Source organism: Shewanella pneumatophori (genome assembly GCF_023283895.1).
GTDB classification, from domain to species: Bacteria; Pseudomonadota; Gammaproteobacteria; order Enterobacterales; family Shewanellaceae; genus Shewanella; species Shewanella pneumatophori.
Map to the genome: position 1 here is coordinate 357,284 of NZ_JAKILB010000005.1, position 23,212 is coordinate 380,495.

Below are 23,212 nucleotides of genomic sequence, written 5' to 3' on the forward strand. Positions count from 1 at the left end.
TATTTGCGAGCTATTAATAAATAATTAGCTAATTAATTCAGTTGTTTATTGTATTAATAACGCAATGGTATGATTTAACGCACATTATAAAAACTGTGACAGTAGCTCATTGACGAATAAGTGACCTTTGCTAGTGAGTTGCCAATGCTCATCTGACTCAGTCATTAAGCCTTTGGCACAAGCTTGCTCAATTCCTTCGCTGATAGTGTCACGGCTCAGTCCAGTACGTTGCTCAAACTCAAGCTTTGGAATTGGGCTCATTAAGCGTAGGCGATTCATCAGATATTCTAAAGGTCTATCTTCTTGTTCAACTTCTGTAGTTTCATAGCAGTAATCATCAGCTGTTAAGTAGCCCTTAGGGTGCTTGATCTTAACGGTACGGACAATTTTACTGTCGTTAATATTGCTGTGGTTAATCTGAGTTATTTTGCCATGAGCGCCACAACCTATACCTAGATAATCACCAAACTGCCAATAGTTAAGATTATGGCGGCACTGATAGCCTTCTTTGGCGTAAGCGGAGATCTCGTATTGCTGGTAGCCAAGCTCAGCTAAACGCTTTTGACCTTGCTCGTAGATCTGCCATAAATTCTCATCATCTGGTAACTGAGGTGGCTTAGAGTGGAACAGGGTATTTGGCTCTATGGTCAGTTGATACCAAGACAGATGTGGCGGCGCTAACTCTGCTGCCGTTTCAATATCTGCCAGCGCTTCATCAAAGCTCTGGTTTGGTAAGCCGTGCATCAAGTCTAAATTAAAGCTCTGATAACCCGCGACTTTTGCTTTTTGCGCCGCGACTTGTGCTTCACATTTGTCGTGAATACGTCCAAGTAGATTTAGCTTGTCAGTTGAAAAGCTCTGCACGCCAATTGATAGACGGGTAACACCTGCTTGGCAATAGGCTGCAAAATCATCATGCTCTAAAGTGCCAGGGTTGGCTTCCATGGTGATTTCGATGTTATCGCTAAATGGAATGAGCGCATCGACTGCAGTCAGTAAGCGCCCAATTTGCTTCGCGTCGAACAAAGAGGGCGTGCCGCCACCGATAAAGATCGTGTGTAGCTCGCGGCCTTGCACATAATGCAGATCATGTTTGAGATCGTTAATCAGTGCATCAACATATTCAGTTTGCGGTAATTCTCCATGCTGACCATGAGAGTTAAAGTCGCAATAGGGGCACTTTTGTACGCACCAAGGAATATGTATATAAAGGCTTAACGGTGGCAGGGTTAACATTATTTAAAAATACCTTGTTGCTTCATAGCATCAATCAGCAACACGAGTGCTTTACCGCGATGACTAAGTTTGTTCTTTTCATCTGAGCTTAGCTCAGCTGCTGCGCACTCATGTTCTGCAGGGATAAAAATAGGATCGTAGCCGTGGCCATTATCACCTTGTGGAGCAAAACCTATGGTGCCTTCCCATGATGCTTGGCAAATGATTGGCGTTGGATCTTTAGCATGACGCATGTAAACCAGTACACACTGAAAACGTGCATTACGCTCAGTTTGGCCTTCAAGAGCCGTCAGCAATTTAGTGTAGTTTTGCTCATCTTTAGCCCCTTCACCGGCGTAACGTGCAGAGTAAATACCCGGTGCGCCCTGTAAAAAGTCCACTTCAAGTCCAGAATCATCTGCAATTGCAGCATGACCTGTTACTTCCGCAGCGTGCCTTGCCTTGATGATGGCATTCTCAACAAATGTTGTGCCTGTTTCAGGAACTTCTACAACATTAAATTCGCTCTGAGCTAAGATCTCGACGCCGAAACCAGCCATCAATTCAGAAAATTCTTTAAGTTTACCTTTGTTACCGCTAGCTAAGACGATTTGATTCATGAGAAGCCTTTAGATGAGACATAAAATAATGGCGGCAATAATAGCTGAGATAGGCCAATTTCGATAGTAGACAAGACAATAAAAAACAGGGGCTCTAGGCCCCTGTTTTTGGTGTAGTCGTGGTTATTCGACGTAAAACTTTTGCTTGAAGGTTAACATTGTATTGAGCTTCTTATCGTACTTAACCGCAATCTTAAAGTTGATTTCTTGGTCATCACGGTAAGGCACTTCAGCAATGTAGTAAATAGAGTCACCTTCGCGGATCTCTCTAAATTTCAGGTCGATTCTGGCGTCGAGTAAGTTGTTAGCAACACCTGATAATTCAACTGGCACCGCTGGATTGCCGTCAACGCTAGTATCAAGTACGGCAATATTAATAATGCCAGTGTAACTACTGCGCTTTATGCCGTATGACTTAGCGATACTTGGGGTTAAAAAGGTACTGCTAAGGGCAACGTAGTGGATATCGAAGTTACCCACTTTTTGTTTCTGTTCGGCAAACGCATTACTGCTTAGGCAAAAAAACAGCAAAAGCATAGTGGTCAGTGAGCGGATCATATTGGCTTTCCTTAGGGAGATATCTTGTTAACAGTATAGAGCTTTGTAACCACTAATGCCTTATCCAAATGATAACTCTAAGGTTACAAAAGGTGTTGTATTGCATCCGGAATGAGTTTTGGCGCCACAATCTTTACTTGCTTATGGCGACCCATTTGTCCTTTAAGGATCTCAATATCGCCTTTAGGTACTTTAAACGCCTTAGACAAATATTTAGTTAAATGGGCATTGGCTTTGCCATCAACTGGCGGTGCGGTAATAGCAATTTTGATTTCTTCGCCATGTAAGCCGACGATTTGATCGCGGCTCGCTTTAGGCTGTATATAGAGTTGTAGCAGCAGGTTTCCCTGCTGCATAAGTGCTGGAGTCACTATACGCTAGCCCAGAAAGGCACGTATTGCGCTAGCAAAATATTGAGGAAGTTTAGGATAATCATCATTACCAGTAGTGATAAATCTAAGCCACCCATTGGCGGTAGAATGCGGCGTATTGGCGCAAGTAGTGGTTCAGTTAATTGGCCCATTACCATCTCAATTGGATTACTTCCTTGACTAACCCAGCTTAAAATCGCGCGTAAAATTAGCATCCAGAATAGCAATACACCGGCTTCTTTAATCACAGATACGATTGAGATTAGCAGTAACGTTGGTACGTTAATCGCGGCGCCAGCCATCAAGCTTAAAATAACAAACTTAAGCACAACAACGGTTATAGCTAATACAAACGATGCTGTATCAAAGCTACCAAATGACGGAATTACGCGGCGCATTGGGCCAACAATAGGGTGTGTTGCTTTTACAATAAATTGGCTAAATGGATTATAAAAATCTGCTCTAGCTAGCTGTAGCCAAATGCGTAACACCACGACCATAAGGTATAAATCGAATACCGTACTTACCAGAAAACTAAATGCATTCATCTGTTTACTCTACTTGTTCAAGTTAAATTAGTATTGCTTTGCCATTTCTTGTGCACGGGCGATACAGTTGCTCATAGCACTATCGACTAAGGTGCGTAAATTGCCTTTCTCAAAGGTTTCAACTGCTTGCGCTGTTGTTCCGCCTTTTGAGGTTACATTGGTTCTAAGCTGAGCTAGGCTTAGCTCTGGATTTTGCTTAGCCATTAAAGCGGCACCAAGCGCTGCTTGCTGCGCCATTTCACGGGCTGCAGTTTCTGGCATACCAGCTTTGACAGCACTTTCTACCATAGATTCTAAAAACAGGAAGAAATAAGCTGGTGAGCTACCCGCGAGTGCTATCACTTGGTTTAAATCATCTTCAGTGTCGACCCAAACAACTTCGCCACCGGTTGCCATTAAGGTTTCGCAAATGGCTTTTTGCTCTGCTGAAATATCATCACCCGCATAAAGCCCTGTTAAGCCTACACCTATTTGCGTTGGAGTATTAGGCATTGTGCGTATTAGTTTGATCTCTTGCTTAAAATAATCACTGTAGCGTTTGGCGGTAACACCCGCTGCAATGGTAATAATCAGTTTGTTTGATAAATCTAAACCGCTGAGCTCTTCACCAACAACTTCCATAAAGTGGGGTTTTACACCGAGTACGATAACATCGGCATTTTGCGCAGCAGTAACATTATTGTTCGACACATTAATGCCAAAATCGCTAACCATAGCGTCAAGCTTAGGTTGGCTTGGGTTTGTGGCTTCAATAAGCGCAGGGTTATAGCCACTTTTTACCAGGCCGCTTACGATACTGCGGGTCATATTACCTGCGCCGATAAAGCATACTTTTTGTTGTGTCATGAAGATCTCGTTTGTTTTAGTTAGTATTTGGCTACTTTAGCTATTAATGTTTGGGCGAAGCGCGCTAATTACAAGGTGCAATAGCGCTTGGTATTAGCATGAGTTGCTTAAATTTCAATTAAGTCTTACTGTAATCTCGCTCACCAAAAATCGCACTACCTATGCGTACCATAGTTGAGCCGTGATTAACTGCTAGCTCTAAATCGTTGCTCATACCTACAGATAAGGTATCTACACTGCTATGGCGCTCAGCAAGTTGATTAAACAGTGTTTGTAGTGCAGCAAGTTCAACACTGGCAGTTTGCTCATCAACATCGGCAGATGGAATTGCCATTAAGCCGCGTAATTTTATGTTTGGCAGTAACGCTATTTTGTCTGCCAGTTCGAGTACATCTGCCGCTAACGCGCCAGACTTACTCTCTTCTAGGCTGATATTAACTTGAATACAGATATTGAGCGCTGGCATATCGTCAGGGCGTTGATCATTTAAACGCTGGGCAATCTTTTCTCTATCAACCGTATGCATCCAATCAAACAGGCTAGCGACCACTTTGGTTTTGTTCGATTGTAATGGGCCAATAAAGTGCCATTCAATATCGGGGTAGTCGTGGCTTAGCAAATTAATCTTAGTTTCACTCTCTTGAACATAATTTTCACCGAAGCGGCGTTGACCCGCTTGGTAAGCTTCTATTATGTATTCATTCGGCTTAGTTTTGCTAACCGCTAAAAGTTGTACATCTTCTGGCCGACGTGAGGCATTTTGCGCCGCTTGGCTGATTCGATGCTGGGCGATTGCGAGTCTGTCTGTTATTGTTGTCATCTTGTAAGTTTTTGGTTGAATGGATATCCCAAACTATGGAAATCACAGAGTTACTAGCCTTTAGTGTAAAACACAATGCGTCAGATCTACACCTTTCTGCGGGTGTTTCTCCCATGATCCGTGTTGATGGTGAGGTGAGAAAGATAAACCTACCAGCTTTAGATCATCAAGGAGTGCATAGCCTAGTCTATGACATCATGAATGATAAGCAGCGTAAGGATTATGAAGAACATTTAGAGATCGATTTCTCGTTTGAAGTACCAGGTCTTGCACGTTTTCGTGTTAACGCTTTTAACCAGTCTCGTGGCGCGGCAGCGGTATTTCGTACCATTCCAAGTGATATTTTAAGTTTGGAGCAGTTGGGCGCACCTGAGATCTTCAAAAAAATATCCAGTTTTCCGCGTGGCCTAGTGCTAGTTACAGGCCCTACTGGTTCGGGTAAAAGTACCACCTTAGCGGCAATGATTGATTACGTGAATGAAAACCGCCACGACCACATTCTAACGATTGAAGATCCGATAGAATTTGTGCATCAAAATAAGCACTGCTTGATTAACCAACGTGAAGTGCATCGTCATACCCATAGCTTTAACGCCGCGCTACGTAGTGCACTTCGTGAAGATCCGGATGTGATCTTAGTGGGTGAGATGCGTGACTTGGAAACCATTCGCTTGGCTATGACTGCTGCTGAAACAGGTCACTTGGTTTTTGGTACCTTGCATACAACCTCTGCGGCAAAAACCATTGACCGTGTGGTCGATGTATTCCCTGAAGGTGAAAAAGGCATGGTCAGAACCATGTTATCAGAATCCTTACAGGCAGTTATTTCGCAAACCTTAATTAAGAAAGTCGGTGGTGGTCGTGTTGCTGCACACGAAATTATGATGGGCACGCCAGCTATTCGTAACCTTATTCGTGAAGATAAAGTCGCGCAGATGTATTCGGCGATTCAAACGGGTATGGCACATGGCATGCAAACGCTAGATCAGTGTCTGCAAAACTTAGTTAATCGCGGCCAGATCTCTCGAGAAGATGCGATGGCTAAAAGCTCAAATAAACAAGCTAACTTTTAACAGGGATGAGTTAACCTATGGATGTTACTCCTTTTCTAAAAGTAATGATTGAGCGTAAAGCCTCTGATCTGTTTATTACAGCAGGCTTTCCGCCCAGTGCCAAAATCGACGGTGAATTGCGCCAGTTGGGTGAAAACCCATTTACACCCGCGCAGTCATTAGCCTTTGTTGAGTCGTTAATGACTGACGCACAAAAACAAGAGTTTCATGAATCACGGGAATGTAACTTTGCCTTCTCTGCCAAAGATTATGGCCGTTTTCGTGTTAGTGCGTTTTGGCAACGTGAGTCGCCAGGTTGCGTAATGCGCCGAATTGAAACCCAAATCCCAGATGTTGATGACTTAATGTTACCGCCAATTCTAAAAGACTTGGTGATGAGCAAGCGTGGCTTGGTGATTATGGTAGGTGGTACCGGTACGGGTAAATCAACCTCTTTGGCGGCACTTGTTGGTTATCGTAATAACCACGCGCGCGGCCATATTCTAACCATTGAAGATCCGGTTGAATTTGTTCATGACCACAGACAAAGCATTATCACTCAGCGTGAAGTTGGAATTGATACAGAGTCGTTTGATGCTGCGTTAAAAAGCTCACTGCGTCAGGCGCCGGATGTGATCTTAATTGGTGAGATCCGCAGCCAAGAAACCATGGAGTTTGCCCTGTCGTTTGCTGAAACAGGCCACTTATGTATGGCAACTTTGCATGCTAACAATGCTAACCAAGCATTGGACCGTATTATGCATTTAGTGCCTGAGAGTAAGCATCATCAGTTGCTGTTCGATTTGTCATTGAACTTACGCGGTATTGTGGCGCAGCAATTAGTACCAAAAAGTGATGGTACAGGTAGACGTGCCGCTATTGAGGTATTAATCAATACGCCACGTGTTGCCAGCTTAATTGCTAAAAACGAGCTGCATTCTTTAAAAGAGGCAATGGCCAAGTCGAATGAGCAAGGTATGCAGACTTTCGACCAAGCATTATTAAAGCTGTATACCGATGGTGAAATCAGCTATGCCGACGCGCTGCACCATGCAGACTCGCCAAATGACTTACGCTTAATGATTAAGTTGCAAAGTTCAGATCCTACCAGCAGTAGCTCAATGGATGGCGTTACCCTCAATCTAGATTAATCGTAAAGCTTGCAGACATAACGCTGGCAGTACTTTGTATTGCCAGTTTTAAAGTGTATTGATCTTAATTTAAGTTTAAACGTATCTGCAGATAATATTTTGAACCTTAAGGAGTTATCTTGGCTAAGTTTTCAGGGTTAACCAAAGAGATTGGTCATAAAAAACGTGGCAAAACCGGCGTGTTATTGGTTAATTTAGGCACCCCAGACGAGCCTACTGCACCAGCAGTTAGACGATATCTTGCGGAGTTTTTAGCTGATCCTCGTGTAGTTGAGATCCCAAAGTTAATTTGGATGATGATTTTGCATGGGATTATTCTGCGAGTACGTCCAGCAAAGTCAGCGGCACTTTATCAACAAGTATGGACCGAGCAAGGTTCACCGTTAATGGATATCACTCGTCGTCAAACGCAGAAGTTGGCAAGTCATTTTGAGCACTCTGGTGAAGATGTATCGGTAGAGTTTTGTATGCGCTACGGTGAGCCGTCAGTCGCTTCAACGCTTAAAAGAATGCATCAAGATGGCATTGATAAAATGGTGGTGTTGCCGCTGTATCCGCAATACGCTGCGCCAACCACTGCGTCAGCTTTTGATGCGATAGCTAAAGAGCTAACCAGCTGGCGTTACCTGCCTGCTTTGCACTTTATCAATACCTATCATGACCACCCAGATTTTATTGACGCCTTAGCGGCATCAATTGCCAAAGACTTCGAGTTAAATGGTCAGCCGCAAAAGTTAGTATTGTCTTACCACGGTATGCCAGAGCGTAACTTACACTTGGGCGATCCTTATTATTGCTTCTGCATGAAAACCACTAAGCTGGTGGTTGAAAAACTCGGGCTTAACGAAGATCAATATATCACTACGTTCCAGTCGCGCTTCGGTAAAGCTAAGTGGCTAACGCCATACACAGATGCAACGATGGAGTCGCTCCCTAAAGAGGGGGTTAAAGATATCGCTGTTGTGTGCCCGGCATTTAGCGCCGACTGTTTAGAAACGCTTGAGGAGATTGCCGGTGAAAACCGTGAGATCTTTGAAGAGGCGGGTGGTGAAAACTATCGCTATATTGCCGCGCTAAACGATGATGATGCTCATATTAAAATGATGGCGAATATTGTTAAGCCACATATTTAGATTTTCTATATCTAAGGGTTATAGAAAGCAAAAGGGAGGCTAAGCCTCCCTTTTATATTGAGCCAATCTTTTTATTGATTGTTATTACTCGCCGTATTGATTTTCAAAGTAGCTTTCAACAATCAATACTGCTGACATGGCATCTACTTGGCCCTTAGTCAGCGCTTTATAGCCGCCCATTTCAAACAGTCGTGCTTTAGCATCTGCAGTGGTTAGGCGCTCATCTTGCGTCGCAACCTTAACTCCAAAACGGCCACTTAAGCGGTTAGCAAACTTACGCGCTCTTTGGGTCATTTCCTGTTCGGTGCCATCCATATTTAATGGCAAACCAACCACAATCAGATCGGGTTTCCATTCAGTGATAAGTGCGCCAATTTCTTCCCATTTAGGAATACCATCAACTGCCTTTATTGATAATAGAGGTCTTGCTGTCGCAGTGATCTCTTGGCCTATCGCGATGCCGATACTTTTAGTGCCGTAATCAAAACCTAAGACGCTTTTATCGCCCATCTCTATCTGTTCCTATTAAAGTGTATATAACACGTTATTTTTACGCGTGGCCTGCAAGGTTAGACAATTGCCAAATATCAAAGCCAAGTGATTCTGTCGCTTGTTGCCAGCGAGCATCATGATCAACATCAAACAATAGCTCTGCGGTAGCTGGGATTGAAAGCCAAGTGTTTTCAATAATCTCTTGCTCTAGCTGACCACGAGTCCAACCGGCATAACCGAGTGCGATTAAAAACTTCTCAGGTGCTTGTTCTGAGCCTAAACTAGCTAGCACATCTTGCGAGGTGGTAAGCATTATTTGCTCTGTAACCGCATCGCTGTTATTCCAGCAATCTTGAGTAGTATGTAATACAAAGCCGCGCTCAGGATTCACTGGGCCACCAAGTAATACTTCGCCTGCTAACGAGGTCACAGGTGTAGGCTCTTCAGTTAACTCCATTTGCTGCAGTAACTCATCAACAATAATGCCACTTGGCTTATTGACTACTATGCCCATCGCGCCTTTTTCATCATGTTCACAGATGTAGATCAGTGAGCGTTCAAAGTAGGTGTCCTGCAAAGAGGGCATAGCGATTAAGAAGTGGTTTTGTAAACTGTCCATAGACTTTTCCATATAAGGCTAATACTAATCAATATGTGATTAGCCGCCCGCCAATTTGACAGTGTAATTAAGCTTTTCGAGTAGGGTCTTAATCTGCTCTCTATTGTCGGTTTGTACTTCAATAGTGAAGTCTTTTACTGTACCGCCGCAGCCACATTGCTTTTTGAGTTTTTGCGCAAGGGCTTTAAGTTCTTTTTCTTGTAGGCCTAAACCCTTAATAACTGAAACGCCTTTGCCTTTACGCCCTTTACTGTCTTTATGAATTCTAACTATACCGTCGCCTTCTGGGGCCGATTGGGTTTGTTTTTCAGGCGCAATACGGCCAACGTCTGTGCTATAGACTAAAGATACGTTTGGATCGGATTTCATATATATGGTCGTTGATGAACTTATGTCTGCAGTTTAACAAAGTTACTAAGGTTAAGGGAGAGGGCTGTGAGGAGAAACTTATAGTAAAGGGGTCAGGCTGAGAATAAACCTGACTCGCTATCTCTATTGGTGCTTATCTATTGGGGCGACAGTGCTCAGTTTTACAAATAAAGCGCTAGCTCTATTAGCAGTGATGCAAATGTCAGGCTTGCTAATAAGGCGATATATTTGTGAGTGCTGGGTAGCGCAATAGCGCAAGAGGTCAATACAAAGCCAATTGCGGTACCTGCAAAGTGAGTTACAGGCGCACTAGCAATGGCAATAATCAGCCAGCTAAGTACAAGTATTGGTAAAATAACTAAAGAATGCTGACTAAGCTTATCGACTGCAGACGGCTTAGAGTCTTGATGACTAGAGACTTTTTCTGGAGTGATAATAAATACAACACTAGCGATTGCAATTGCTGCGATAAACCAAAACATAACGACATTCTCAATAGGTTAATTGATAATCATTATCATTAAGTCGTTTTCTTAAGTCAAGCTTAACAACACAGAGATTTACCAAAATTGAGTTGTAGATTAATAAATTGCTCTGTAAGCTGAATAATAAGCAGTCAAAATATATAAGATTATTGTTGGAGAGAACATGAATAAGTTATTGGTGATTATTGCTGCGTTAGCATTAAGTGCATGTAGCTCACTTAAGACAAGCTCGGATTATGATCCAGGGGTAAACTTTAATGAAGTGAAAACCTACGCCTGGGTACAGAAGAAAACCGAAGATGCGACTTATCATTTAGACGGGCTAATGGACCAACGTGTGCGTAAGGCTGTTGACGATCAGTTGCAACTAAAAGGACTGACTAAGGGCGATGCTGCAACTGCAGATATTTTGGTTAATTATCTAACGAAAGTGGATAAGAAGATTAATGTAGATACCTTTAATACTAACTATGGTTATAACCCATATTATGGTCCAGGTTGGGGCTGGGGTGGTGGTGTAGGTCATACACAAACTACAGTTCGTGAATATGAAGTAGGTACCTTAATCTTAGATATGGTTAACACTAAAACCGGCAAGCTAATTTGGAGAGGCTCAGTAGCTGATACGATGCGCGATAAAGATACACCTGAAGAGCGTGTTGAAGTCGTTAATGAAGCGGTTGGTGCATTACTACTTAACTATCCGCCTAAGCCTGAAGGCAAGTAATTTACTTAAGTTGTTTATAAAAAACGGCCTATTGGCCGTTTTTTTATGTCTTAAATTTATATCTCGAGCGTCTAAGCCAAATGAGCCAGTGACGGTGGTATGCTGGCTAACTGTAGATTCCTAAGACCTAGAGACTGTAACGCGGTTAAGTTTTCTATTTCATCAGGCAGCTCTGATAGCAAGGAGTAGCTTAAATCTAGCTTTATTAGGTTAGTGAGCTTGCCGATCTCTTTAGGTAATACCTCAAGCTCACTGCAGTATAGGTTTAGCTCTTTAAGTTGAGCTAAATTGCCAATTTCTGTTGGTAAGTGATTGAGGCAGACATTGTCAGATAAATCTAGCTTTTCTAACGATGCGAGTTTACCAATCTCTTTTGGTAACTTTTGCAAACAACAGCCATTTAAGATTAATTCTTTTAAATGGATTAGATTACCTATTTCTGCAGGTAACTCTTCGATATCGTCACATAAGCTAGAGAGAACCAACTTTTCAAGGGATTTAATCTGCCAGATCTGTTCCGGTAAAGTATCCTTTTCACAACCGATAAAATCTAATTGTTTTAAATTAGGTAGCGCAGTAATTTGCTTTGGCAGTGTTGTCATGGCTGGATAGTCAATACTGACAGTTTCTAAACAGACTAGATTGCCGATCTCTGCTGGTAGTCGCTCAGTCCCTGACATATCTAACCCAAGTTCTTTTAGCTTTGTTAACTGGCCTAGCTCTTTAGGTAGCTCAATGACTTCAGTGCTGGATAAACGCAATACTTCGAGTGAGGTTAGTTGAGCTATTTCTGGCGGCAAGAATTTAATGTCTCGGCCCCTTAATTCAAGCTTGATTAGCATTTTGCATTGCTGCTCATCGTTGAGCAGTGCAGTTAATGCGTCGGCAGTGCTGATTTCCATGGTATTTCCTTTGAGCATTTCTTAATAACTCTTAAACAACATTTTCGCGCAAGTATTACTCGCTGAGTAGGCCGCGCATTAACGCTCTAACTTGTTTATTAAACTCATTTTCAGAGCGGCTTTTATGTTGAATAACATCGACGTTAGCTTGCCAACCCAATTGCTCAAAATCAATCTTAAGCTTGCAAAGCTCGTTATTTTTTATGGCATTTTTGCACAAGTGCAAAGGTAGTAATGCCCAACCAAAGCCTGCTTTGGTTAGTTCAAATAACATGTAGTAGTTATCAGCGTGCCAAACATCAGGCGAGTGGGGAGTATTGAACCAGCCTTTATGATTCTCTTTAGAGCCTATTAATAGCTGTCGATGTAGCTTAAGCACGTCAATATGTGATGAGGTCTCTTTAGCTAGCGGATGATTTGGGCTGACCAGCAATTCAAATTGAACGGCGCCTAAGGATTCAAAATCGATTGCCTCAGGGTAAGTTAGCTCACTAAATACAATGCCTAAGCTTGCTCTTTTAGTATCTACAAGATGGATGACATCTAAGCTTGATGCACAAAGCAATTCAAGCTCACATTGAGGATATAACTCAGACAAATTCTTGAGTAAAGCAGTAAATTTGTCATAGGGGATCCCCTCATCGATGGCGAGGGTTAGCTTTAAATCAGTTTTTTGACCTAATGCTTGTACTTGCAGATTTAGCCTTTGGTGTTGCGCAATAACAGCTTTGGCTTGTGGCAGCAGTTGTTCACCTGCGTGAGTCAGTATTGGGTAACGGTGGCTTCTATCAAACAAGGTTTGGTTGGTATCTATCTCGAGGTTGATTATGTGCTGACTAATGGCCGATTGCACTTTACCTAACTTTCTTGCAGCAGCAGAGAAAGATCCTGTTTCAACGGTAGTGACGAAAGAAAGCAGTTGTTCGATAGTTAACATATCAGTAAAGGTGATGGTATGTAATTTTTAACTATCGTAGTTAAAGATGATAATGACTGCAACTTAACTGTAGAGTGATTTGTAATGACATTTAAAGATAGAGTAATTCACGCCATTCTTTTTGAAGCGATAGCACTGGCTATCATAGTACCCGCGGCATCATTGTTTTCAGGCAAGCAGGCTAGCTCAATGTTGGCTGTGGGCGTGGGACTGAGTTTGTACACGGTAGTATGGAATTACTTTTACAACATATGGTTCGATAAGCAATTTGGTGCAGACAGAGCAAACAGAACCTTAAAGACTCGAATAGGTCATACCTTTGGTTTTGAAGGCGGAATTATCTTTATCACTGTACCTGTGGTTGCATGGTTTTTAGAGATTACGCTATTGCAGTCGTTAGCATTAGAAGCTGCATTTTTAATTTTCTTCTTCTTTTATGTGATTGCATTTAACTGGTGTTACGACAATATTCGTCTCAGATTAAAGCCAGCGCAATAAGGTATTTGAGTCAGCTTTTAGCTTTTCATTACTTCAAAGAGACTGAAATATAAAAGCTAATACGTGACACTTAGTTAAATTGCTAACTTGCCGCTGTTACTGTGTAGCAGCGGCATTTTTATAGCAAAAATTCTAATCGCAATTGCCATTGGTTTGTCATTTCAATGGCCAATCTTATTCTCGATTGCAGCAGTATTATTTATCGCTACTTTTCACCGCAGTTATTCTCTAAAAGTATTCTCCACAGCTCATCATCACCACTTTTCGCTACGACTATTCTTCACAACGACTCTTTATAAGCATCCTCCACAACAACTCTCTACAACAATAAGTACTACTGATTGGCATACAAAAGGTTTGTAGTGCAGATAAAAATCGAAAATTAGAAGATATTAACTATGCTTGTAATGCATAAGTTAATTGTTTGACTGTGTTTTTGTGTTTCTTGGGTTAAAATGTTACCGCTTGATGGTCTGGGTTGTAAGCTAAGGCTAGCGGTTGGGTTTTATCTTCAAGGTAATACATATTGCCTCTCACAATATTAAGTCGCACTGAGTAAAGGCGGATAAATGAAGATAGCAACAACGGCCTGTTCGGTCAGAACTAGCATGTCTTTGAATAGAGCTGCTTGGCTGTGTAATGTTTTTTATAAAGCGGTTTTGCTTTTAATTTGCTTGTTAAGCTCAGCGATAAACAGCGCAATCGCTGCAGATAAGCCTATTCGGCAATGGCAAGATACTGATATTGACGGCGTGCCAGATCTAAAAGATGCCTGCGCCAAAACAGTCGCAAATCAAAGGGTTGATGCCAGCGGCTGTAGTCATGAGCAACAAGCATTGAGGTTAACACCAAGTTTGGCTGTGATGCCAAATTATTGTTTTAACACTAGTAACGGCAAACTTTTTCCGAGTTCGTGCTCAGAAATGTCATCAATTGCTGTTAGGTTTGAATTTGCTAAAGCGCAAGTGCTGATGTCGCAGCAACAAGTATTTGAAGGCTTGTCTCGCTGGCTCAACGCAACGAATGTGCCTTTAGTGCTAATTGGTCATACAGATTCGATTGGCGAAGCGCGCTTTAATCAGCATTTATCTGTAGAGCGGGCACAACAAGTAAAACAGGTGTTAGTGCAGCAATTTGGGTTTGCGGCAGACAGATTTCAGGTTAAGGGCATGGGCAGTACTTACCCTGTTGCTAGTAACCAAACCGCGTATGGTCGAGAAAAGAATCGACGCGTTGAGTTTTTAGTAAACGTTCAATAGTTTGTTTTTAATTTAAGGGAGTATATACATGGATAACTTGCAAGGGTTAATGGACCAAGCACCAGAACTAATTGTCACTTATGGCATGAAGATCTTGTTTGCCATTATCATTTTTATAATCGGTAAATTCTTATCGAATGTCGCTAAAAACCTCACCACCAAATTGCTAGAAAAGCGCAAAGTAGACAACACAGTTGTTTCGTTTGTCGCTAACATTGCTTGGGCGCTGGTGTTTGTATTTACCATTGTGGCCACACTGGGGCAGATTGGGGTGCAAACAGCATCACTAGTCGCTGTGATCGGTGCCGCCGGTTTAGCCGTTGGTTTAGCGCTGCAAGGCTCACTTTCAAACTTTGCTGCGGGCGTATTAATGGTGCTATTTAGACCATGCCGTGTAGGTGACTATGTCGAAGCAGCTGGTATTGCTGGTACAGTTAATGAAATCACTATCTTCTCAACTAAGCTACTAACACCGGATAACAAAGTGATTATCGCGCCTAACTCAGCAATGATGGACGGCACAATTATTAACTATTCTGCGATGGCCACGCGTCGTTTAGATTTAGTGATCGGTGTTTCTTACGATGCTAACTTAGCTGAAACCAAGAAAGTGCTAACTTCGATTTTAGATAACAATCAGTATGTACTTAAAGATCCGGCTTATACGGTTGCAGTTGCTGAGCTTGCTGATTCATCAGTTAACTTTGTTGTTCGCCCTTGGGTTAAAGGCTCTGATTACTGGCCTGCGCACTTTGAAATCTTAGAGCAAATTAAGATTGCACTTGATGAAGCTGGCATCGGTATTCCTTATCCACAAATGGATTTGTATGTAAAAGAAACCCCTGCGGCTTAATGGCCGCTATGCTGACACGCATTAGATAGCTTGTGTTAGTTAGATAGGGATAGATAGCAAAAAGGTCGGCTTATGCCGACCTTTTTTAATCTGTAAATAATGCGATTAATGCGCGTTATCAGACTGATACTGATAATCAAATTTTGGCATTGACCACTTGTAATGGATCGCAAGCATACGAAAGCTAAAGCCAAATGCTAATGAGATCGACAAGTTAACCCACTCTGGCACACCATAGCTCTTCATCGCTACATAAGCGGCAGCAGTCAACAGAGCCACCAGCGCATAAAGCTCTTTTTTAAAGATTAGCGGTACCTGATTACACAAAATATCGCGGATCACCCCACCAAAAACTCCAGTTACCACGCCCATAACAATCGCGATTTCAGGGCTAAAACCTAAGGTTAAGGTTTTTTGAGCGCCAATAATCGAAAACACAGCTAAGCCAACGGCATCGATAGCTAAAAATAACTTAGATAAATGACGCATTACCGGGGCTATCATTACCGTGAGTAATGATGCGGCTGCAATCGCAATAAGATAATGGACGTTTTCAATCCAGATTAATGGATAGTTGCCAAGCAATATGTCGCGCAAGGTGCCACCACCAATAGCTGTTACACAGCCAATAATAACTACGCCAAACAGGTCCATCTGTTTTTTACCCGCAGCCAGTGCGCCGGTCATGGCTTCGGCCAATATGCCGATAAGCCACAAAAAGCTGATAATTTTAACTTCTAACATGATTTGCACGAGCTAAATAAAAGGGAGACGATTTTGCCTGTTTTTACGGCTTAAATACAATGATAAAAGTTGAATTGTTGCATTACATTTTCTAATGAATAGTTTTATTGGTGTGAGCTGTGTCGCATAAATTACGCTGTTTTGTTTATTTTATGATTAGATTTATATTTTAGTTATGTTCATAGTTGTTGAATATGCAAGCTAATTTATCAATCTGTGGTTTTGGTGGTGTTTGTTACGGTTTGTAAACTTTAGATTTTTGCTGGTAGTTGTTTGCTTGGCGCAGTAATATTGGCCACTATTTGATAAAACCAGATTTATAGACTTGAGGTTCACAATGATTGATTTTCGCAGTGATACGGTCACTAAGCCAACAGCTGCAATGCGCAGCGCTATTAGCCAAGCTGAAGTTGGTGATGATGTTTATGGCGATGATCCAAGTGTTAACTACCTTGAAGACATGGCCGCAGAGATGTTTGGTTATGACAATGCATTGTTTACCTCCTCAGGTACTCAAGCTAACTTACTGGCACTAATGGCACATTGTGAGCGTGGTGACGAATACTTATGTGGTCAGCAAGCGCATAACTATAAGTTTGAAGGCGGCGGAGCGGCAGTATTAGGCAGTATTCAACCACAGCCACTAACTAACCAAGCCGATGGCAGTATTTTACTGAGTGACATTGAAGCGGCAATTAAGCCAGACGATATCCATTTCGCTCGTACTCGTTTATTAAGCCTTGAAAATACCATTGGCGGTAAAATTGTGCCGCAAACGTATTTAGCGCAAGCACAAGCCTTGGCATTTGAACGTGGTTTGAAAATCCATCTAGACGGCGCTCGTGTGGCTAACGCTGCTGTTGCACAAAATATTCCGATGACAGAAATCACTCAATATTTTGACTCGGTTTCAATCTGTTTATCTAAGGGTTTATGTGCGCCAGTTGGCTCAATTTTATTGGGTGACGAGCGTTTAATTACTAAAGCAAGACGCTGGCGTAAAGTGCTAGGCGGCGGTATGCGCCAAGCGGGTATTCTGGCTTCGGCGGCAACGCTGGCGCTAACAGAGCAAGTTGAGCGTTTAGCAGAAGATCATGATAATGCTGCGTTGTTAGCGAATGAGTTAGCGAACATTGAAGGCTTTAGTGTTGATATGTCGCAAGTGCAAACCAATATGGTATTTGCACAGGTGAGTGATGATATTGATGTCAAAGCACTTGCTGTTGATTTAAAAGCAAAAGGTATTTTACTCAGCCCAGGTAAAACCATTCGTCTAGTGACTCATGCTGATATTTCTAGAGCTGATATCGTACGCTTTATCAGTGAGCTAAAAGGCTTATTAAGCCGCGGCTAGCAAACTACATATAGTTAGCAGTGAATACTCATAATAAAAAACCTAGGCGATTGCCTAGGTTTTTTGTTTGCAGCCCTAACCCGAAGCCTTTATAAAGTGGATCTTTTACTTTTAAAAGAATAATTAATGCTGGTGGCCGGCGCCACTTGATAATGCATTGCCGTGGCTGTCGTAAAAGCCAGAGCTACCATGCTGAATAAAACCTTGGTGGATCATTTGTGCAATAAAAGGGTCTGACTCATTGTCACCTACATCGGCAAAATCCATATCGCGGTAGTTAGCAATATGCTCGGCAAACTCAGCAGAGCTTAGTGGAGCCAACTCTACCAGCTGGAAATTGAGCTGCTGCTCGCCTTGCAGCATGATCATGTTTGCAGGTAGCGCTAGCTCAGATAACCATGCAAGTTTAAGTTGCTGATTGTGCTGCGCGCCTTGGTAGTGAGTCACTTGCTGGCAAGTTAAATCGATATTGCCTGCTGCCTGCAGTTGGTTTGGTTTAGCGGGTTGAACGCTGTTTACTGCCGTTAGCTGCTGGATAGTGCTTGGGGCTACAATCTGCGCTAACTGCTGATAATCAAACTGCATGTTTAACGACAGTAAGTCGCCTTTGCGATATGAAATAGAGCGTTGTTGCTTAGGGAAATAGCGCACATACTCACCCTGTTTATTCCACAACTCAAAGCTGACATCGTTACGTTGATAAATCACTTGGTCGGCGCTACGTAGCAAAGTTAAGCTTTGTTGCCCGCCTTGGCTGGTGGTGATTGAATAAGTCGCGCGCAAATGTTCAGGGTTTAGGCGCTCATTTGCAGAGCTAATCTTGGCCGAGCTTATATTATTGGCGCTTATGTTATTAGAGCTAATGTTATTAACGCTTAGGCCTTCACAGCTTGTAGCACTGGCATTAAAGGCGATACCTGCTAATAAGCTTATGCCAACAAAGCTGTTGATAGCCGTTTTAGAGAATAGAGTTTGTGAGCGCCATGATTGGCCAAAATATGAAACTAGCATGTTGACTCCTACAGCAAAAATGGCACATGCCTAAGTTTTGCATGAATAAAAATGGCCACATAATCTGTTTACTAAAATGACGATGTGGCCAAGATTGCTTGTAAAGCGGAGCTAGTGTTAGCTAGCTCCAATCCCTTTATTGTGCCGCTTCAGCTTTGCTCACAAGGTTGCCAGCGTGGTTCATTACGTGGAACAAGTGGTTTTGCTCAACGGTGCCTTGAACAAGGTGGGAGCCTGGGCCGCGGGCAAAGATGCCAACATCTTCACCTGCGTGAGTTTCACTGCTTAGTGGAACCAAGGCTTCTTGGTGAAAGCCTGCACTTTGGGTATCAACATAGTTAAGGTCAAAGCGCCCCGGAGCAACTTCAAAGCCGTAACGTTCATCACCACCAGTCTCAAGGTTGGCGTAGCCACGGCCATTGGTGTAACCCACAGTGGTATAAGGCATGCCGTTAGCGTCGGTTGCATTGGTTACCGCTGGTTGACCGTCTGAGCCATTACCTTTTACTAGACCAAGAATCGGGTTACCACGAGTTGGGTAGCCAGCAATGGTAAATACATGGCTGTGATCCGCTGTAACCATCAACAGGGTATCGTCAGCCGATGTTTTTTCCATGGCAACGCGTACTGCCTCAGATAAAGCTATGGTGTCGTGTAAAGCGCGAGCAGCGTTACCTGCATGGTGAGCGTGGTCAATGCGGCCAGCTTCAACAATTAGCACAAAGCCTTTGGTGTTTTTCTGCAAGATATCAATTGATTTAGCCGTCATTTCAGCAAGCGAAGGCTCACCGTTAACGCCATCAGTGCTACGGTCTAACTCATACTCCATATGAGATGAGTTAAATAGCCCAAGTGCATGGTCTGTTGTCATAGGATCTAGCGCTAAAAACTCATCTCTATCTGCAACGTAAGCTGAGTTGTCATACTTAGTTAACCACTCGTTAGTTAAATCGCGGTTATCTAAACGTCTGCCAGACTTGCCTTCAGGATCGGTGACTGTGGTTGGAATAAACGAACGGCGACCGCCGCCCATTACTACGTTTAAGCCAGAGCCATAATCAAATGCAAGTAGCTGAGAGGCGATATCTGCGCAGCCATTGTTAACGGCTTCTTCTGGTAAATCAGCATCGTTTTCCCAGTTACGCTCAGGTGCATGGGCATAAGTTGCCGCAGGTGTTGCATGGGTAATACGCGCTGTTGATACCACACCGGTAGATAATCCAGCCATGGCGGCAAGCTCTAAAGATGTCACTAAGTTTTGACCTTCGGTTGATGCGCAGTTACCACGAATCACGCCTTCTGCCTGACCAATCACACCCACATCGGTTTTAACCCCTGTGACCATAGCTGTCATGGTGCCAGCTGAATCCGGCGTTTGGCCGTCAACGTTGTAAGTTTTTGCTAGGCCAACATAAGGCAAAGTTTCAAACGATAGCGAGTTTTCTTCACCAGTTTGACCTTTAAGTTGTCCCTCTAAAATACGCGCAGCGGTAACTGTTGATACGCCCATACCATCGCCAACAAACAGGATGATATTTTTAGCGGCGCCAGCTTCGTTATTAACAGTCAACTCTTGCGCCTTAGCTACGCGAGATTGCCCGTCTACATACCATTGATTTGCGGCTGTCCAGTCTTTGCCGTTGTCGCCAGTTTCACCTTTATCACCATCATCACTACAAGCGGCAAGTCCCAGCATTGCAGAAACAGATAATACGAGTAATTTCTTGTTCATTTTAAAACTCCATAAATGGGTACAGTTGCAGGCGCAATCTCCGTTGAGCCAAGCATGATTTGGTACAATTATTTGCTTGTACCCATCGTTTAGTATTTGGTTCCACCAAGCGCTTGCGCTTGATTGATGACGTGATAAATAACGTTTTGCTCGATAACCCCTTGCACCAGATCGGAGCCAGGGCCTGTGGCATGCAAGGTAATATCTTCACCAGCGTGAGTTTCGCTGCTTGTTGGAATAAGTGCTTGCTGCTTAAACTCTTTATCTTGGGTATCAACTGAGCTTAAATCGTCACGCACGCCCACTACAGCGCCAGGGCCATTGGTGTAGCCGACAGTCGTGTATGGTTTGCCATCTTTTGCAATAGAGACATTGCCGTCGATGCCGTGAACTAAACCTAGAATTGGATTACCGCGTTTTGGGTAACCTGCAATAGTAAATACATGGCTGTGATCAGCCGTGACCATAATGAGGGTTTCTTCAGGGTTGGTATTTTCAACTGCAGTACGTACAGCGTTTGACAGCTCAACGGTATCCATCATGGCGCGGTAAGCGTTACCCGCATGGTGAGCGTGGTCGATACGGCCAGACTCCACAATTAACAGATAACCTTGCTCATTCTTGTTAAGCAGCTCAATGGATTTCGCCGTCATTTCAGTCAGTGATGGCTCACCTGCTGTGTCGTCTAATCGATCTGCCTCATACTCCATATGAGATGAGTTAAATAAGCCAAGTAGATGATCGGTTGCATCGACATCAATCGCATCAAAACCTGCTTTATCCCATACATAGGCAGCATTGCTGTGGTTTTCAGTCCATGCTTGGGTTAAATCAACGCCATCAGCACGGCGACCTGATTTGCCCTCACCATCGGTTACATCGTTAGGAATAAAGTTGCGGCGACCACCACCAAGGGCAACGGTGAGCGCATCGGCTTCATCACGCATTACAAGTTGGTAAGCAATATCTTTGCATTCATTGGTGACAGCTTCTTCAGGCAGATTTGAGTCCGCTTCCCAATTACGTTCAGGCGAGCGTGCATAAGTTGCAGCCGGAGTGGCGTGAGTAATACGGGCAGTACTTACTACACCAGTTGATAAGCCCTTAGCGTTGGCTAAGTCGACTAAAGTGATTAGCTCATTACCTTTTGATGACAGGCAGTTGGCGCGTAAGCTAGTGTCAGACACTGACAAGACGCCCGCTTTTGACTTAACTCCGGTAGCCATTGCCGTCATGGTGCCAGCAGAATCTGGAGTTTGTTGGTTAGTGTTGTAGGTTTTAACTAAAGCGGTTTTTGGAAATTGCTCAAAGCTTAAAAAGTTTTCTTCACCGCCTTGATTGTCTGCTTGTTGCTGACCTTCAAAAATACGTGCGGCAGTAAGTGTCGATACACCCATGCCATCACCAACAAACAAGATAACGTTTTTAGCTTTTTTGGTCGTTGTTTGATTTATTTTATCACTGACGAGTTGGGCGCTATCTTTGTACCATTGACTGTCTGTTTGGCTGCTGGGTAAAACAGAAGCATTTGCCGCGACAGTTGCGAGACTACAAGAGATCATCACAGCTATTCTTTTGATATTATTCACTATTGTCACCGTAAATTAGTTTGGTTTATGTAAGGTTCCTTGTGGCGAACAGATTGTCAGGTAATTGCGTGACGTTATTGAGTCGGATTTATGTCGGTTTTATTGCGGTATTAAACAGGCCTGATTACAGCTCATTAAGCGAGTAAATAGCGCACAGCAGCACCAAATGAGTGCGAGAGGGGAGCTGGAGAGATTAGCTATTTGTTTTAACTTTATGATTTTTTAGGACAATGTTTGGTTGGTATTTTATTTGCTACCACTAATTGAGTATTTAACTTTTGAGGTGTAGATAATGAAATATTACAGTCGTCGTTTTATTAAGCCAGAGCATCTAAATCCGGCCAACTTTCTATTTGGAGGACAATTGTTAAGTTGGATTGATGAGGAGGCGGCCATCTTTGCCGGCTGCCAAATGAAAAGTCAACGTCATGTAACTAAGTTAATGTCGGAAGTAAATTTTATGGCACCAGCTAAGCAGGGAGATGTCATCGAATTTGGCTTAGAGCTAATTAGCGCAGGGGCTACATCGATTACCGTCAGTTGTAAGGTGCGCAACAAGCTAACTCAATTACCTATCGTGAGTATCGACAAAATTGTGTTTGTGCATGTGAACGAGAAAGGCCAGCCTGCTGAGCATGGTATGCGTGCCAATGCTGCTTAATGGGTAATAGTGGCTAATAGTTTGTAATTGATTAAGAATCACATAAAAACAAAGGCTCAATAGTGAGCCTTTGTTTATATTTTGTTTATATTTAGTGCTAGTAAAGTCTGCTCGACAGCTAGTCTTCGCTTAAATCTTGTTTTACTGATTTAACCGCATCTCTAGAAGCGTGGCCGATTGCGCGAGTAGTATCTCGAGTCGCATGGCCAATATCTGTGGTGACTTCTTTAGTGGTACTGCCAATTTGACGACCGGCTTCTTTTAAGTCGGCGCAACCGCTAATCGCCAAGCTGCACAAAAGTGCGCTAATTAAAGCTAACTGTTTCACTGAATGATATTCCATTTCTTATTAGATAGCGGGCATATTGCCAGCAATTTCTATGCTGCGCTAGGGTAGGGGCTCACGTTATTAGGCTAGCCTTCCAATAAAGGCGGGTTATATTTTTGTTTGTGTTCGGTGTTACAAATTAGATTGTTTGAACTTTTAGTTCCGTAGTTATCAATCGCCTGCAGCAGGCGTATGTGCAGATACTGCCGAAGCTCGCCTCAAGTACTTATATGGACACCTCACTTAATTCAAGCGATATTATTGAGCAACAGTGGGTAAAACTGCATACGTATATCCGGCCTGTTTATGAGAAAGTATTATTCTCTGGCCCTAATGAG

27 protein-coding genes are annotated in these 23,212 nt (G+C 43.0%); 9 read left to right on the top strand and 18 right to left on the bottom strand.

Going from position 1 to position 23,212, the window contains the following annotated elements:
• Positions 1–84: 84 nt before the first annotated feature.
• The 7 genes from hemW to L2740_RS10490 form a co-directional block, all read right to left on the bottom strand.
• Positions 85–1,236, bottom strand: a complete 1,152-nt coding sequence (gene hemW, locus L2740_RS10460) for a radical SAM family heme chaperone HemW (protein WP_248950106.1) — start codon at positions 1,234–1,236, stop codon at positions 85–87.
• The gene (gene rdgB / locus L2740_RS10465; protein ID WP_248468831.1) at positions 1,236–1,835 is read right to left on the bottom strand and encodes an RdgB/HAM1 family non-canonical purine NTP pyrophosphatase; all 600 of its coding nucleotides are present in this window, start codon (positions 1,833–1,835) and stop codon (positions 1,236–1,238) included. The genes hemW and rdgB overlap by 1 nt, the downstream gene beginning before the upstream one ends.
• A gap of 123 nt (positions 1,836–1,958) precedes the next feature.
• On the bottom strand, positions 1,959–2,393 hold the full coding sequence (locus L2740_RS10470; protein ID WP_248950109.1) for a DUF4426 domain-containing protein: 435 nt from the start codon (positions 2,391–2,393) through the stop codon (positions 1,959–1,961).
• Positions 2,394–2,476: 83 nt separating this feature from the next.
• Positions 2,477–2,749: a DUF167 family protein YggU gene (gene yggU, locus L2740_RS10475; RefSeq protein WP_275974174.1), complete on the bottom strand. Its 273-nt coding sequence runs from the start codon at positions 2,747–2,749 to the stop codon at positions 2,477–2,479.
• Positions 2,750–2,763: 14 nt separating this feature from the next.
• Complete coding sequence (locus L2740_RS10480) at positions 2,764–3,312, bottom strand: YggT family protein (protein ID WP_248950112.1); 549 nt, start codon at positions 3,310–3,312, stop codon at positions 2,764–2,766.
• A 27-nt stretch (positions 3,313–3,339) separates the two neighbouring features.
• The gene (gene proC / locus L2740_RS10485) at positions 3,340–4,158 is read right to left on the bottom strand and encodes a pyrroline-5-carboxylate reductase (RefSeq protein WP_248950113.1); all 819 of its coding nucleotides are present in this window, start codon (positions 4,156–4,158) and stop codon (positions 3,340–3,342) included.
• Positions 4,159–4,276: 118 nt separating this feature from the next.
• A complete protein-coding gene (locus tag L2740_RS10490) occupies positions 4,277–4,978 on the bottom strand; it encodes a YggS family pyridoxal phosphate-dependent enzyme (RefSeq protein ID WP_248950114.1) in 702 nt (233 codons plus the stop codon).
• Positions 4,979–5,013: 35 nt separating this feature from the next.
• Between L2740_RS10490 and L2740_RS10495 the strand changes: the two genes are divergently transcribed.
• From L2740_RS10495 to hemH, 3 genes are all read left to right on the top strand, one after another.
• Positions 5,014–6,051: a type IV pilus twitching motility protein PilT gene (locus tag L2740_RS10495; protein WP_248950115.1), complete on the top strand. Its 1,038-nt coding sequence runs from the start codon at positions 5,014–5,016 to the stop codon at positions 6,049–6,051.
• A gap of 17 nt (positions 6,052–6,068) precedes the next feature.
• A complete protein-coding gene (locus L2740_RS10500; RefSeq protein ID WP_248468825.1) occupies positions 6,069–7,181 on the top strand; it encodes a PilT/PilU family type 4a pilus ATPase in 1,113 nt (370 codons plus the stop codon).
• A gap of 119 nt (positions 7,182–7,300) precedes the next feature.
• Positions 7,301–8,314 (top strand): ferrochelatase, encoded by a 1,014-nt coding sequence (hemH, locus tag L2740_RS10505; protein WP_248950117.1) that lies wholly within the window; start codon positions 7,301–7,303, stop codon positions 8,312–8,314.
• Between the two features lie 84 nt (positions 8,315–8,398).
• Here the strand turns inward: hemH and ruvX are convergent, their stop codons facing one another.
• The 4 genes from ruvX to L2740_RS10525 form a co-directional block, all read right to left on the bottom strand.
• Positions 8,399–8,824, bottom strand: coding sequence for a Holliday junction resolvase RuvX (ruvX, locus tag L2740_RS10510; protein ID WP_248468823.1), 426 nt, complete (start codon positions 8,822–8,824; stop codon positions 8,399–8,401).
• A 40-nt stretch (positions 8,825–8,864) separates the two neighbouring features.
• Positions 8,865–9,425, bottom strand: a complete 561-nt coding sequence (locus tag L2740_RS10515; RefSeq protein WP_248950118.1) for a YqgE/AlgH family protein — start codon at positions 9,423–9,425, stop codon at positions 8,865–8,867.
• A gap of 39 nt (positions 9,426–9,464) precedes the next feature.
• A complete protein-coding gene (gene yciH / locus L2740_RS10520; protein WP_248468821.1) occupies positions 9,465–9,794 on the bottom strand; it encodes a stress response translation initiation inhibitor YciH in 330 nt (109 codons plus the stop codon).
• A 161-nt stretch (positions 9,795–9,955) separates the two neighbouring features.
• Complete coding sequence (locus L2740_RS10525) at positions 9,956–10,276, bottom strand: hypothetical protein (RefSeq protein ID WP_248950120.1); 321 nt, start codon at positions 10,274–10,276, stop codon at positions 9,956–9,958.
• Between the two features lie 166 nt (positions 10,277–10,442).
• Between L2740_RS10525 and L2740_RS10530 the strand changes: the two genes are divergently transcribed.
• A complete protein-coding gene (locus L2740_RS10530) occupies positions 10,443–11,006 on the top strand; it encodes a DUF4136 domain-containing protein (RefSeq protein ID WP_248950121.1) in 564 nt (187 codons plus the stop codon).
• A gap of 71 nt (positions 11,007–11,077) precedes the next feature.
• Here L2740_RS10530 and L2740_RS10535 read toward each other — a convergent pair whose 3' ends face one another.
• Entirely contained in the window at positions 11,078–11,908 is an 831-nt protein-coding gene (locus tag L2740_RS10535; RefSeq protein WP_248950122.1) for a leucine-rich repeat domain-containing protein, read from the bottom strand.
• Between the two features lie 55 nt (positions 11,909–11,963).
• Positions 11,964–12,845: a LysR family transcriptional regulator gene (locus tag L2740_RS10540; protein ID WP_248950123.1), complete on the bottom strand. Its 882-nt coding sequence runs from the start codon at positions 12,843–12,845 to the stop codon at positions 11,964–11,966.
• Positions 12,846–12,929: 84 nt separating this feature from the next.
• Here L2740_RS10540 and L2740_RS10545 point away from each other — a divergent pair, with 84 nt between their 5' ends.
• From L2740_RS10545 to L2740_RS10555, 3 genes are all read left to right on the top strand, one after another.
• Positions 12,930–13,343, top strand: coding sequence for a PACE efflux transporter (locus L2740_RS10545; RefSeq protein WP_248950124.1), 414 nt, complete (start codon positions 12,930–12,932; stop codon positions 13,341–13,343).
• A 569-nt stretch (positions 13,344–13,912) separates the two neighbouring features.
• A complete protein-coding gene (locus tag L2740_RS10550) occupies positions 13,913–14,602 on the top strand; it encodes an OmpA family protein (protein ID WP_248950125.1) in 690 nt (229 codons plus the stop codon).
• Between the two features lie 28 nt (positions 14,603–14,630).
• Complete coding sequence (locus L2740_RS10555) at positions 14,631–15,455, top strand: mechanosensitive ion channel family protein (protein ID WP_248950126.1); 825 nt, start codon at positions 14,631–14,633, stop codon at positions 15,453–15,455.
• A gap of 105 nt (positions 15,456–15,560) precedes the next feature.
• On the opposite strand, the gene L2740_RS10560 is transcribed toward L2740_RS10555, so the two are convergent.
• Complete coding sequence (locus L2740_RS10560) at positions 15,561–16,199, bottom strand: trimeric intracellular cation channel family protein (RefSeq protein ID WP_248950127.1); 639 nt, start codon at positions 16,197–16,199, stop codon at positions 15,561–15,563.
• 337 nt (positions 16,200–16,536) lie between these two features.
• Here L2740_RS10560 and ltaE point away from each other — a divergent pair, with 337 nt between their 5' ends.
• Entirely contained in the window at positions 16,537–17,553 is a 1,017-nt protein-coding gene (ltaE, locus tag L2740_RS10565; protein ID WP_248950128.1) for a low-specificity L-threonine aldolase, read from the top strand.
• Between the two features lie 123 nt (positions 17,554–17,676).
• On the opposite strand, the gene L2740_RS10570 is transcribed toward ltaE, so the two are convergent.
• The 3 genes from L2740_RS10570 to L2740_RS10580 form a co-directional block, all read right to left on the bottom strand.
• Positions 17,677–18,564, bottom strand: coding sequence for a hypothetical protein (locus L2740_RS10570; RefSeq protein ID WP_248950129.1), 888 nt, complete (start codon positions 18,562–18,564; stop codon positions 17,677–17,679).
• 136 nt (positions 18,565–18,700) lie between these two features.
• Positions 18,701–20,296, bottom strand: a complete 1,596-nt coding sequence (locus L2740_RS10575; RefSeq protein WP_248950131.1) for an alkaline phosphatase family protein — start codon at positions 20,294–20,296, stop codon at positions 18,701–18,703.
• An 89-nt stretch (positions 20,297–20,385) separates the two neighbouring features.
• On the bottom strand, positions 20,386–21,858 hold the full coding sequence (locus L2740_RS10580) for an alkaline phosphatase (RefSeq protein WP_248950146.1): 1,473 nt from the start codon (positions 21,856–21,858) through the stop codon (positions 20,386–20,388).
• 319 nt (positions 21,859–22,177) lie between these two features.
• Here L2740_RS10580 and L2740_RS10585 point away from each other — a divergent pair, with 319 nt between their 5' ends.
• Positions 22,178–22,546 carry an acyl-CoA thioesterase gene (locus L2740_RS10585; RefSeq protein WP_248468809.1) on the top strand — a complete coding sequence of 123 codons (369 nt, stop codon included), beginning with the start codon at positions 22,178–22,180 and terminating at the stop codon, positions 22,544–22,546.
• Positions 22,547–22,664: 118 nt separating this feature from the next.
• Here the strand turns inward: L2740_RS10585 and L2740_RS10590 are convergent, their stop codons facing one another.
• Complete coding sequence (locus tag L2740_RS10590; protein ID WP_248950132.1) at positions 22,665–22,874, bottom strand: hypothetical protein; 210 nt, start codon at positions 22,872–22,874, stop codon at positions 22,665–22,667.
• Between the last annotated feature and the right edge of the window lie 338 nt (positions 22,875–23,212).